This window comes from Microvirga sp. 2MCAF35 (assembly GCF_052115545.1).
GTDB lineage: Bacteria > Pseudomonadota > Alphaproteobacteria > Rhizobiales > Beijerinckiaceae > Microvirga.
On the sequence record NZ_JBFRGW010000020.1, the window covers coordinates 20,738 to 32,569 of the forward strand.

Sequence of the window (11,832 nt, forward strand, 5' to 3'; positions counted from 1 at the left end):
CACGCTCATTCCTCGTCGCCCTCCTGGCCGACGCGCACCATGTAGCCCGCACCCCGAATGGTATGGATCAGCGGCTTGTCGAAGCCTTTGTCGATCTTGGCGCGCAGGCGCGAGACGTGAACGTCGATCACGTTCGTCTGAGGGTCGAAATGATAATCCCACACATGCTCCAGCAGCATGGTGCGGGTGACCACCTGGTTGGCGTTCTTCATCAGGTATTCGAGCAGCCGGAACTCCCGCGGCTGCAGCACGATCTCCTGGCCCGAGCGCGTCACGCGGTGCGACAGGCGGTCGAGTTCGAGGTCGGCGATGCGATAGAGTGTCGGCTCCGTATTGGGGGCCGATGCCCGGCGCCGCGAGAGCACCTCGACACGGGCCAGCAGCTCGGAGAAGGCATAAGGCTTGGGAAGATAATCGTCCCCGCCCGCGCGCAGGCCCTTCACACGGTCGTCGACCTGCCCCAGGGCGGACAGGATGAGGACGGGCGTCTCGACCCGCTGCTCGCGGAGGGAGCGGATCAGGGACAGGCCGTCGAGCTTGGGCAGCATGCGGTCGACCACGAGCACGTCGTAATCCCCTTCCTCCGCTAAGGCATAGCCGTCGAGCCCATCGGCAGCATGGTCCGCCACATGGCCCGCTTCGCGAAACGCCTTCACGAGGTAGGAGGCTGCCTCTTTGTCGTCCTCGATGATGAGAATCCGCATGAGCCTACTTGTAACGCAATGAAATGCCCGACGGCAGGCCGGCCTTGGAGGGGGAGAGGCCAGCCTACCGTGGGCAGAAGACACCAGGTGCGGGGGGCGATCAACTACAAAGCCCGGTGCCTTTTACTCTGATGTGGATCAGGCCTTCGGCTGGCTTCCGACCTCGAGGGTCACGGTCCGCTCCTGCCCCTGATGCCAGAGAGTGAGCGTCACGGACTTGCCGGGGGCCACGTTCGCGATCTTCCGCGACAGGTCCTTGGCCTCCTTGATCGGCTCGCCGTCGACCGCGATGATGGTATCGCCGGTCTTGACGCCCGCCTTGGCGGCAGGGCTGTCCTTCAGGGCCTCGGCCACAAGGGCGCCCTTGGGCTCCTTGAGGCCGATGGCCTCGGCGATTTCCTTCGTCACCGGCTGCATCTGCACGCCGATGAAGCCGCGGGTCACGGAGCCCTTGTCCTTGAGCGAGGCGACAACCTGCTCGACGGTGCTCGCCGGGATGGCGAAGGCGATGCCGACGCTGCCGCCGGACGGCGAGTAGATCGCCGTATTCACGCCCACGACCTCGCCCGAAAGATTGAAGGTCGGGCCACCCGAGTTGCCCTTGTTCACGGGCGCGTCGATCTGGATGAAGTCGTCGTAGGGACCGGAGCCGATATCGCGGTGCTGGGCCGAAACGATGCCTGCCGTAACAGTGCCGCCGAGGCCAAACGGGTTACCGACGGCCAGGACCCAGTCGCCGATGCGGGCCTTCTGCGAGGCAAGGCGCACATAGGGGAAGTCGTTGCCATCGACCTTCAGCAGAGCGAGGTCGGTCTTCGGATCGGTGCCGATCACCTTGGCGCTCAGCTCCTTGCCGTCGTCCATGGTCACGGTGACCTGGGAGCCGTTCTCGACCACGTGATTGTTCGTCACCACATAGCCGTCAGCCGAGATGAAGAAGCCCGAGCCGAGTGCTTGGCCGAACTGGCGCGGACGCTGCTGGCGGTCGCCCCGTTCGCCACGACCGGGCATCTGATCGCGGAACTGACGGAAGAAGCGCTCCATCGGGCTGCCGGGCGGGAAATCGGGCATGGAGAACTGCTGGCCATCCTGATCGTCGCCCTGGTCGGCCACGTTCTGCACCTTGACCTTGACGGCCACGACGGCGGGCTTCACCCGGTCGATCATATCGGCGAAGGACGGCATGCCCTGCATCGGCTGCGCCATGGAGCGCAGCTCGGCATGGGCGGGATTGGGAGCAATCAGACCGCTATCGACGGCGCCGCCCGCGATGATCGCGGCCACGGCGGCTGCGCCGAGCCACTTTGCGGCGCGCTTGCGGGCGGGGGTGGAAACCTTGTCCAACATCTCTTGTCTCTCCTCGAAGAACCTTTGGAGGAACCGTTCCCGGTTCGTCATGGGAGCAAGATGGGGGTTCAAGCCTTACGGTACTCTCACCCCAAGATGAAATGTTGGTAAGGTTTTGGGCGGTATTCCCGGCGGCTTCACCGCCCCCTGCGAGATGCAAGCCTGAGCTGCCTGACCCTTGCTTTTGCGGCCTTGGCCGTCTTGGTCGAAGCTGCCTTCATCCTGGTTGATTTCGTTCGCCCAGCTTTGTGATGGGGCTTGCCGGGACTCGATGCGAGCGCCTCTTGCCCGCCCTCGGCTGTCGCATCGCCGAACACTCTTCGCGGCGGGAGGGGCGTATTGCTGCCGGCCACGACGGTTCGATCGATGCATCGCGTGACATAAGCCGCGCGGCGCTCAACGATGCGACGGTAATCGTCGACCTTGATCTTGCCCCTGGGCACGATACGGCTCCTCGCCTCGATGCGGCATGCCTCACGTTTGTCGGCGAGATTTTCGCTCGACCGGGCAGCGGAAGGAAGAGCAAGGAGAACGAGACAAAATCCATAGGCCGCAAGCTTCACGACCGGACCTTTCGCAAGGGAATATCGGGGAGACGTGGAGGTCCGATATCAGCCGTTGCCAAGCTTGGCGCCGCGACACAATGGCATGATCAACAGAAAGAAGCGAAACTGCTTAATGGGAGGAACGCAGCTTCTTCAATCTGCTCCTGCCGCATGACGTCAAGCGCCCTGGTCCTGCTTGAGCAGATCGTCCAGCGCCTTCTGCTCCTCGGCATCGAGCGCGGGCGCAGGACGCGGGCGGCGGCGCAAGGCGGCATAGGCGCCGATGCCGCCGAGGACCAGCACGAGAGCAGGCGTCAGCCAGAGCAGCAGAGTGTGCGTACTGAAAGTGGGCTTCAGAAGCACGAACTCGCCGTAGCGCTGAACGAGAAAGTCCCGCACCTGGCCGTCCGTATCGCCCGCGACGAGGCGCTCGCGCACCAGGATCCGAAGATCCTTGGCGAGCTGGGCATCGGAATCGTCGATGGATTGATTCTGGCAGACGAGGCAGCGCAAGCCTGACGAGATTTCGCGGGCACGCTTTTCCAAAGTCGGATTCTTGAGCACCTCATCAGGCTGCACGGCGAAGACCGGGCCGCTGAACAGGAGAGCCGCGAGGAAGGCGAGAACGAACCGCATGGCTTACTCCGCGGGGACGGCCGTAGCCGGCACGACCTTCGCGCGGGCCGGAGCGCCTATGCGCAGGCGCCGGTCCGTGAGCGACAGGGCCCCGCCCGCCGCCATCACGAGGGCGCCGATCCAGATCAGCAGAACCAGAGGCTTGTGATAGAGCCTCATGCCGATGGATCCGTCCGTCTGGATCTCGCCGACGCTGGCATAGATCTGACCGAGCCCGATGGTCATGATGCCGGCTTCCGTCGTCGGCATGCCGCGCGTCACGTAGAGCCGCTTCATGGTCTCGAGCGTCCCGAGTTCGCGGCCGGAGCCGAAGACCGTCAGGAGCGCGACATCCTCGCGATAATTGGCCTCGACCCGTGGCGTCACCCGCTCGAGCCGTACTTCGTAGGCGCCCGCCTTGAGCAGTTCGCCGGGCTTCAGACTCCCGATGGCCTCGACACCCCAGGCGGTCGCGGCGATGCCGATAACCGTCAGGCCCACGCCCGCATGGGCGATGGCCGTTCCCCAAGCCGAGCGCGGCAGGCCACGGGCTTTCCGCCAGGCAACCGACAGCGGTGTGCCCTTGGACCAGGTCCGGGTGAGGATCTCGTTGAGGGAGCCGAGCACAAGATACACGCCCAATCCCACGCCGAGCGGCGCCGCCACCGGCCCGCCATGCTCGTGCGCGAACATCGCCAGGGCGGCCAGAAGAGCGATGCCGAACACTGCATAGAGCCGTTGGGCCGTGCCGAGGAAGTTGCCGCGCTTCCAGGCGAGCGTCTGTCCGAGCGGCAGCAGCAGCAGCAATGGAACGATCAGCGGCAGGAAGGTGAAGTTGAAGAACGGCGCACCGACCGAGATCTTCTCACCGGTCAGCACCTCCAGGGCCAGCGGGTAGAGCGTGCCGATGAACACGGTCGCGCAGGCGCTGGCGAGGAAGAGATTGTTGAGAACGAGCGCGCCTTCGCGGGACACCGGCGCGAAAAGGCCACCCTGCTTGAGCATCGGCGCGCGCCAGGCAAAAAGCGCCAGCGATCCGCCGATGAACAGGATGAGGATGCCGAGGATGAACGTCCCGCGCTCTGGATCCACCGCGAAGGAATGCACGGAGGTGAGAACGCCGGAACGGACCAGGAAGGTGCCGAGGAGCGACAGGGAGAAGGTCAGGATGGCGAGAAGGATCGTCCAGACCTTGAGAGCATCGCGCTTTTCCATCACGACGGTGGAATGCACGAGCGCGGTGCCCGCGAGCCACGGCATGAGGGAGGCGTTCTCCACCGGATCCCAGAACCACCAGCCGCCCCAGCCGAGCTCGTAATAGGCCCAGTAGGAACCCATGGCGATGCCGAGCGTCAGGAACGCCCAGGCTCCAAGCGTCCAGGGGCGCACGATCCGGGCCCAGACCGCATCGATGCGCCCGTCGATCAGGGCCGCACAGGCGAAGGTGAAAGAGATCGAGAAGCCCACATAGCCGATGTAGAGCAGCGGCGGATGTATCGCGAGGCCGGGATCCTGCAGCAGCGGATTGAGATCCTGCCCTTCAAGCGGTGCCGGAATGACGCGCGTGAAGGGGTTCGAGGTCGTGAGAATGAAGAGCAGGAAGGCAATGGTGATGGAGGCCTGAACGGCCAGCGTATTCGCCTGAAGGCGCAGGGGAATGCTGTTTCTCGCCAACGCCACCACGCCCCCGAACAGGGCGAGGATCAGCACCCAGAGCAGCATGGAGCCTTCGTGGTTCCCCCACACGCCGGAAATCTTGTAGATCAGCGGCTTGGTCGAATGGGAGTTCTGGACGACGTTGAGCACCGAGAAGTCGGAGTTCAGATAGGCGAAAGTCAGCGCCACAAACGAGAACGCTATGCAGGCGAGCACGGCGAGAGCGCCTGCCGGCGCCACGGCCATGAGCACCGGATCGTTGGCGCGCGCGCCCCAGAGCGGCACGATGAACTGGATCAGGGACAACCCAAGCGCCAGCGCGAGTGCGAAATGTCCAGCCTCGACCAACACGAGGGATCTCCTTTGCTACTGCGTTACTTTACTGTGTCTTGGGCGCGGCATCGGCCTCGCCCATCCAGTGCCCCTGTTTCTTCAGGGTATCGGCCACCTCGCGGGGCATATAGTTCTCGTCATGCTTGGCGAGAACGGAATCAGCCCGGAACGTGCCGGGGCTCACGAGCACGCCCTCGGCCACCACCCCCTGCCCTTCGCGGAAGAGATCAGGGAGCAGGCCCTTGTAGCTCACCTGGATCGCCGCATGAGCGTCCATGACCTCGAAGCTGATTTGCTGATCGGAGCCGCGCTGGACGGAGCCTTCCTTGACGAGGCCGCCGAGGCGGATGCGTGTCCCGGGCTGCACGTTCTTCGCCTGGATGTCGGCGGGGGAATTGAAGAACACGATCGTATCATTCATGGCGTAGAGCACGAGACCGAGCGCAATCGCCAGGACGCATCCTGCGACTCCGATCAGGGTCAAGCGGCGTTGTTTTCTCGTCATGGCTGAGCGTCGGTCAGTTTCAGTTCCTGCGCCATCATATCGATGGTGTTCAAGGCGTCCTTATCCTGCGCCAATGACTCCCTGGCGCGCTGAGCAGCAGCGACGGCTTTATCACGCTGGCCCAAAACCGCATAGGAGCGCATCAGTCGCGCCCATTCTTCCGCCGTTCCGCCCTGGGCCTCCAGGCGGCTGGCGAGGCCCGCCACCATCCCGGCAATCGCCTCGGGACCGATCTGCGGTTCGCCGGTCGGGACCGTAGCCATTTGAGGGGCGCCGAGGGCGGCGAGTTCCTGCTTCACGGCCTCGACCCAGGGAGCATCGGGCGGCGACGAGGACAGAAGCTCCGTATAGGCTGCCTTGGCCCTCTCGACCTGTCCATCCTGCACAGCCGCGCGGGCAAGATAGAAACGGGCTTTCGGCGATGCAGGATCGAGCTTGATCGCCTGCTCGAATGCCATCTGCGCCTCGCCCGACACGAGCCCATCCTTGGCCATCACCAGAACCTCGCCGTAATTCGCGAAGCGCTCGGCATCCGGCGGCAGGTAACGGGCAGCGGATTCATAGGCCTTCGCGGCATCGTCGATGCGCCCCATGCGCAGGTAGACCGGAGCGATCACTTCCCAGCCGCGGCCGTCCTGCGGGTTCTTCGCCAGATGGGATTCGATCTGTGCCACCGCCGTCATGAGGTCGATATTGCCAGCCTGCTGCGGCGCCTGTTGGGCGGAGGGCTGGCCGGGCGACTGCGGAGATCCATAGATTTCATAGGTCGCGAGCGCCAGGATCGGGATGATCGACAGGGCCAGCGTCGACGCGGCGCGGCGGCGGCGCAGGGCCGGCTCTCCCACGGCCATGAGAGTCTCGCCACGCAGGCCCGTTGCTCGCAGGAGGCGGCGGCCGGCTTCCGCCCTGGCGGCCTCGGCCTCGGCGGGAAGCAGCACGCCGCGCGCCAGATCCCTGTCGATTTCGGAAATCTGCTCGCGGTAGAACTGCGTGTCCGGATCGACCTGCCGTGCCACGGCATAATGGCGCGACAGAGGCCACAGCACCGCCATCACGGCCGCCGCCGTCATCGCCAGGAGAATGATCCAGATCACCATAAAGTCCTATTTACTGCGTGTCCTCCTCAAGCACGACGGTGGCACGGTGTCACGCGTAAATGTCCCTAAGTCGAACTCCTATCCCCGGGGAGTTCGAGAATGGCCCTGAGACCTCCTGCGGGCGAGGCGTCCAGCCTCAAGGTGCCGCGGTAGAGGGCCGCCAGATCGCTCACGATGGACAGGCCCAGGCCTGAGCCGGGCTTGGTTTCATCGAGGCGGCGACCGCGCTTGAGCACCTCCTCCCGTGCCGCCTCCGGCAGCCCAGGCCCGTCGTCGTCGATGAGAAGACGGAAGCGGGGCCGATCGTCGTCGCGCAGGATGTCGACCGACACCACCACCTTGCGCGCGGCCCATTTGGCCGCGTTGTCGATGAGATTGCCGGCCATCTCCTCCAGGTCCTGCTTCTCGCCACGGAAGCGCAGGTCCGACGGGACGGCCAGCTCGACCTCCAGGTCCTTGTCCCGATAGATCTTGGCGAAGGTCCGCGCGAGGCCTGCGATGATGGGTTCGGCTTCGGTGAACGTTCCAAGCGTACCCGCAAGCGCTGCCGCGCGGGCGCGGTCGAGATAGTAATTGACCTGATCGCGCATGGTCGTCGCCTGCTCGCGGACCTTGGCGGCAACATCCTCAGGCGCGTTCTCGGCCTCGTTCATGATGATGCTGAGTGGCGTCTTGAGCGCATGGGCGAGGTTGCCCACCTGCGTGCGGGCACGCTCGAGAATCTCGCGGTTGGTGTCGAGAAGGAGGTTCAACTCGCTGGCCAGGGGGGAAATGTCGCGGGGATATTCGCCCACGATCCGTTCCGCCTCGCCCCGCCGGATCGCGCCGAGCGCACTGCGGAGGTTGGCGAGGGGGCGCAGACCGAAGCGGATCTGCAGCAACGTTGTAAAACCTAAGCCGATTCCCAGAAGCGCAAAGGTGACGGTGAGCGCGAAGATGAAATCCCGTACGGCGCCATCGATCTCATCGGCCGGACCGGCAACTCGGATGATGTAACGTCCATCCTCGCCGAGATCGATGTCGCGTTCGATGATGCGCAGGTTGCGGTCGTCCGGCGCCTTGCCATAGCCGCGGCGGATCTGGCCGAAGCGGTTGTCGCCGGAAGCGAGGCTCGGCAACTGCCCGCCGAACAGGGATTTCGAGGAGCGGATCTCGCCCAAAGCTGCGTTGGGACGCGCTACCTGCCAGTACCAGCCGGATAGGGGCAGCTCGAAGCGGGGGTCGCCGATGGGTCCGAGATCCCGGTCGGGGTCGCCGGGCCCGACGAGGTTGGAGGCCAGCGTATTGGCATAGACGAGGAGCCGCTGGTCGAAAGCGCGCTCCGTATTGTCGCGATAGAGCGTCGACAGGATGAGCCCCGCGATCAGGAGGATCACGAAGCTCCAGAAGACGGAGGAGACCGCAAGCCGGACCGCGATGGGCCGGCTTGCGAAGCGGCGCACGAACGGCGGCAGGCGGGTCACGTCTTGGTCTGGCCCGCGTCGAGGAGGTAGCCCAAGCCTCGGACGGTCTGGATGATGTCGACCCCGAGCTTCTTGCGCAGGCGGCCGATGAAGACCTCGATGGTATTCGAATCGCGGTCGAAATCCTGGTCATACAGATGCTCGGTCAACTCGCCCCGCGAGACGATGCGGCCCGTATGGTGCATGAGATAGGACAAGAGCCGGTACTCGTGGGAAGTGAGCTTCACCGGGTTGCCGTCCACCGCCACGCGGCCGGAACGGGTGTCGAGCTTCACGGGTCCGCAGGCGATTTCGCTCGTGGCATGGCCGGCCGAGCGCCGCAGCAGCGCGCGGACGCGGGCGAGAAGCTCCTCCATGTGGAAGGGCTTCGTGACATAGTCGTCGGCCCCGGCGTCGAAGCCTTGGACCTTGTCGCTCCAGCGGTCGCGAGCAGTGAGAATGATCACGGGGGTCTTGCGTCCGTCACGGCGCCAGGCGGTCAGGACGGAAACGCCGTCGACTTTGGGAAGACCGAGGTCGAGGATGATGGCGTCGTAGGGCTCGGTCTCTCCGAGGAACTGCCCCTCCTCGCCGTCCATAGCGGTATCGACCGCGTAGCCAGCCTGCTCAAGGGCCGTCACGATCTGCTTATTGAGAGTTCTGTCATCCTCGACAACGAGTAAGCGCACGGTTCGAGCTTCCCCTAAAGCATCGGATCGGTCCGATGCTGGATTCCTTCAACGGCCCTTCTCGGGCGTGAGAACCGGGCCTGCTTTCACTCGCGCGGCCCTTGGGCCCGCGCGACGCGTTAGCGGACCGACTTCACGCGCCCGGAGGAGCCTTCGATCATCACTTGCACGATGCGACCGTCCTTTTGCAGGACCGAGATCACATAGACAAGATCATTGCTGTTGCGGCACAGGCTGGCCCTGACCACGTCCGCCCCCGGGACCTGGCGCCGCGCCGTCATCACGGCGGATGCCGGTGCGACGACACCCTTGGCCGCCACGGCCTCCTGCATCTCGCGCGGCGGCAGACAGTTCTTCAGGGCAGCCGCCGGGCTCTGCGCGAACGCCGCCCCCGTCACCCCCCACAATGCTATGACCAGCCCAACCAGACGCATGAATTGACCATGACCTTGCCGCAATGAACAAATTCTGAATGCTTTGAGGCTCGATATCGTGCCAAAACATCGGCCTCATCGCCCTGAAAAGACTTCTAATTCAGAATTTGTTTCGTAGCCAGGATCCGGAAAACGGTCGAGGCGATGAAGCTTGTCGCCGCGACGAGTTGCACGAGCGCCTCCTCGAAGGCTCCTGTCGCGAGGGCTGAGCCGTCGAAGCCGAACAGGCCGAGAACGAGGGCTGCCAGCCCGATGAGGTTGGCCCAGACGGTGCGGCTGGCCAGGATGGTCTTGGTATCGAACATGTCAAACATTCCTTGATGAAGAAGATGAAAGGGACGCGAGCCGGAGAGCTTCCTGCTCGATGGCGAGGACGCGCCGGCGCCAGCCCAGTCCGAACACCGGCCAGGTGACGAGGCGGCCGAGAAAGCCCAGTCGGGCTTTCATCAGACGGCGAATGACATCGGGAATATCGGCCTCGCGAGCCGCCCGCAGCGTAACCGGCCCGACGATCCCGTCCGCCTCGACCCCGAGAACCGCCTGCAGCATTTTCACGGCCCGTGCGGGGCCGGAATTGACCGCGAGATCGAAGACCGCGAGGTCGAGCCCGAGAGGAAGCTCGTCGGCGCGCACGGCGTCCCAGTAGAGCTGCCGGTAAATGGAGATCGCCTCCCTCCGGCTAAGACGGCGCACATGGTTGACGGAAACCGAGCGCTTCTTTGCACGGGAGAGTGTCTCACGGGTGATGCCGAACTTGGTCGCCCCACCGGGATCGCGGGGGTGCTGAACGAAGCCACCTTCGTGCTTCAGCACTTGCTCGACGGCTTGTTCGAAGCGGGATGGAGAAGCAGTCATGCGCGATCCTCACAGTTCCGCCTGCAGGGCGATGAAGGCCTGATTGCCCAGATAGAGATTACCGATGGCTCCCGTAACGCCCGTGAATGTGGCCGTGGCCTGGAACCTGAGGACGATGCAGGACGGGCTGGCCGGTGTCACCATCGTCACATTCAACGCCCCCGAAAGATTCGACCAGGAAGCCCCGCTGTTGTTGTAGAAGCCGACCTGATTGCCGGCGGGCGTTCCGTTCGACCACGAGAACCCACTGGTCGTCAGCACGGGATCGGCCCTCATCGGCACCGGCAGGGTACAGGGAAGATCGATGTTGTTGGATCCCACGCGCTGCCCGAGAGCGCCTACAATCCCGGCTGTTCCGCCGCTTACGGCAAGGCGCTGGTAATAGCGGCGGCACCGGAATTCCTCGACATCGAGTGCCGTACCCGCCCATGGCGTCGCGTAAGCCCCGACCTCCAGCTTCAGGCGCCTGAAGGAGCAGGTACCTGACGGCTGGAACCGCACCGTGATGTTGCCCGTCTCGGTCCCATCGAGCGTCACGCTCGCCGCGTGGCGACCTGCCCCCACCGAGATCACGGCGGTCTTCGATCCGATGACAATCGGCAGAGGCTCCGAAGAATCTTCGACGGAGAGCGTCAGGGTCGCGCCCGCGAAACTGGCCGCGCCGATCTGCGCCGCAGCAGAACTTACGTCGATCACCTGGTCGAGAGCACCGGACAGCGTGATCGTGCCGTCCCCCGAAACGGCGAGCGTACAGCCGCCCGGACCACCCTTCCAGCGGTCGAAACCATAGATGCCCGCGCCCAGAGCGCCGCCCGGGAACTTGCGCTGGTTCACGAGAAAAGCCGCGTTGATCAGGAGGTTCGATCCCGGGACATTGGCAATACCGAAGGGAAAGGATGCAACGCCCGTCCGGTGATCCACCAGCAGCGCATCGCGCCATTGGCTCCCATCGGACGAGACGCGGATGCCGAAATCATCATTGCCGATTAGGCCCGCTTCTGCGCGCCCGCTGTAACCACGCTGATAAAGCTGCGACAGGACACCGGATTCCGTGCTCTTGTTGAGCACGAAGCGCAGGTCCCCCGTGCCGCCCTCCTCAGGGGCCAATGCGGAAAACAAGGCCGCATTGAGCTTTGCCGACAGACGATTGTGATCGTCCGCTGTCGTGCCGAGTCCGAGCCGTTGCAGGTTGCTGATCTCTTCAGGAACCGAAGCAGATGGCTTCCACTCATCGCCGTCGAAGACAATGAGCAGATCCTCGGCCTCTACGTAAGCCCGCCATCCCGAACGCGGCGTGAAGAAGCGCCAGCTTCCGAGGTCGAACAGGGCGATGTTGCCCTCCTGACCGGCGAAGACGCCCGCCGCACCGGCTCCGACGAGGAACCGGTCTCCCTCCTCGGGCGATGCTGGCGGAGCGGTGCGGCTGCGCTCCTTGACCGCAAGCTGCACGAGCGCATCGAGCACCGCGAGCGCTTCGTTATGGGTGACATGCTTCTGCGCCTGCGCGGCCGCGAGGAGCGGCAGGGCGAGATGAGGTGTTGACGACATGGAATGACTGGCTCTGATGAGGGAATGCAAGAAATCGGAGGTCGCACCCCTATCCGACGTCA

12 protein-coding genes are annotated in these 11,832 nt (G+C 64.4%); all 12 read right to left on the reverse strand.

Annotation, left to right across the window (positions count from 1 at the left end; translation table 11 throughout):
• Positions 1 to 5: 5 nt before the first annotated feature.
• Positions 6 to 704, reverse strand: a complete 699-nt coding sequence (locus tag AB4097_RS11975) for a winged helix-turn-helix domain-containing protein (protein ID WP_442039744.1) — start codon at positions 702 to 704, stop codon at positions 6 to 8.
• A gap of 138 nt (positions 705 to 842) precedes the next feature.
• Positions 843 to 2,051 (reverse strand): S1C family serine protease, encoded by a 1,209-nt coding sequence (locus AB4097_RS11980; RefSeq protein WP_442039746.1) that lies wholly within the window; start codon positions 2,049 to 2,051, stop codon positions 843 to 845.
• Between the two features lie 722 nt (positions 2,052 to 2,773).
• Positions 2,774 to 3,232 (reverse strand): cytochrome c-type biogenesis protein, encoded by a 459-nt coding sequence (locus AB4097_RS11985; RefSeq protein WP_442039748.1) that lies wholly within the window; start codon positions 3,230 to 3,232, stop codon positions 2,774 to 2,776.
• Positions 3,233 to 3,235: 3 nt separating this feature from the next.
• Positions 3,236 to 5,218, reverse strand: coding sequence for a heme lyase CcmF/NrfE family subunit (locus AB4097_RS11990; protein WP_442039750.1), 1,983 nt, complete (start codon positions 5,216 to 5,218; stop codon positions 3,236 to 3,238).
• A 28-nt stretch (positions 5,219 to 5,246) separates the two neighbouring features.
• Positions 5,247 to 5,705 carry a cytochrome c maturation protein CcmE gene (gene ccmE / locus AB4097_RS11995; RefSeq protein ID WP_442039752.1) on the reverse strand — a complete coding sequence of 153 codons (459 nt, stop codon included), beginning with the start codon at positions 5,703 to 5,705 and terminating at the stop codon, positions 5,247 to 5,249.
• Complete coding sequence (gene ccmI, locus AB4097_RS12000; RefSeq protein ID WP_442039754.1) at positions 5,702 to 6,802, reverse strand: c-type cytochrome biogenesis protein CcmI; 1,101 nt, start codon at positions 6,800 to 6,802, stop codon at positions 5,702 to 5,704. The genes ccmE and ccmI overlap by 4 nt, the downstream gene beginning before the upstream one ends.
• Positions 6,803 to 6,867: 65 nt before the next feature.
• A complete protein-coding gene (locus tag AB4097_RS12005; protein ID WP_442039756.1) occupies positions 6,868 to 8,265 on the reverse strand; it encodes a sensor histidine kinase in 1,398 nt (465 codons plus the stop codon).
• Positions 8,262 to 8,933 (reverse strand): response regulator transcription factor, encoded by a 672-nt coding sequence (locus tag AB4097_RS12010; protein WP_181053469.1) that lies wholly within the window; start codon positions 8,931 to 8,933, stop codon positions 8,262 to 8,264. Before AB4097_RS12010 ends, AB4097_RS12005 begins: the two co-directional genes overlap by 4 nt.
• Positions 8,934 to 9,052: 119 nt before the next feature.
• Positions 9,053 to 9,367 carry a PepSY domain-containing protein gene (locus AB4097_RS12015; protein WP_442039759.1) on the reverse strand — a complete coding sequence of 105 codons (315 nt, stop codon included), beginning with the start codon at positions 9,365 to 9,367 and terminating at the stop codon, positions 9,053 to 9,055.
• Positions 9,368 to 9,462: 95 nt separating this feature from the next.
• A complete protein-coding gene (locus AB4097_RS12020; RefSeq protein WP_442039761.1) occupies positions 9,463 to 9,672 on the reverse strand; it encodes a hypothetical protein in 210 nt (69 codons plus the stop codon).
• A 1-nt stretch (position 9,673) separates the two neighbouring features.
• A complete protein-coding gene (locus AB4097_RS12025) occupies positions 9,674 to 10,222 on the reverse strand; it encodes a glycoside hydrolase family 108 protein (protein WP_442039763.1) in 549 nt (182 codons plus the stop codon).
• A gap of 9 nt (positions 10,223 to 10,231) precedes the next feature.
• Positions 10,232 to 11,770 (reverse strand): DUF2793 domain-containing protein, encoded by a 1,539-nt coding sequence (locus AB4097_RS12030; RefSeq protein ID WP_442039765.1) that lies wholly within the window; start codon positions 11,768 to 11,770, stop codon positions 10,232 to 10,234.
• Positions 11,771 to 11,832: the final 62 nt, after the last annotated feature.

Coding starts and splice junctions, on each gene's coding strand:
- AB4097_RS11975 (WP_442039744.1), bottom strand. CDS start 704: ATGCGGATTCTCATCATCGAGGACGACAAAGAGGCAGCCTCCTACCTC.
- AB4097_RS11980 (WP_442039746.1), bottom strand. CDS start 2,051: ATGTTGGACAAGGTTTCCACCCCCGCCCGCAAGCGCGCCGCAAAGTGG.
- AB4097_RS11985 (WP_442039748.1), bottom strand. CDS start 3,232: ATGCGGTTCGTTCTCGCCTTCCTCGCGGCTCTCCTGTTCAGCGGCCCG.
- ccmE (WP_442039752.1), bottom strand. CDS start 5,705: ATGACGAGAAAACAACGCCGCTTGACCCTGATCGGAGTCGCAGGATGC.
- ccmI (WP_442039754.1), bottom strand. CDS start 6,802: ATGGTGATCTGGATCATTCTCCTGGCGATGACGGCGGCGGCCGTGATG.
- AB4097_RS12015 (WP_442039759.1), bottom strand. CDS start 9,367: ATGCGTCTGGTTGGGCTGGTCATAGCATTGTGGGGGGTGACGGGGGCG.
- AB4097_RS12020 (WP_442039761.1), bottom strand. CDS start 9,672: ATGTTCGATACCAAGACCATCCTGGCCAGCCGCACCGTCTGGGCCAAC.
- AB4097_RS12025 (WP_442039763.1), bottom strand. CDS start 10,222: ATGACTGCTTCTCCATCCCGCTTCGAACAAGCCGTCGAGCAAGTGCTG.
- AB4097_RS12030 (WP_442039765.1), bottom strand. CDS start 11,770: ATGTCGTCAACACCTCATCTCGCCCTGCCGCTCCTCGCGGCCGCGCAG.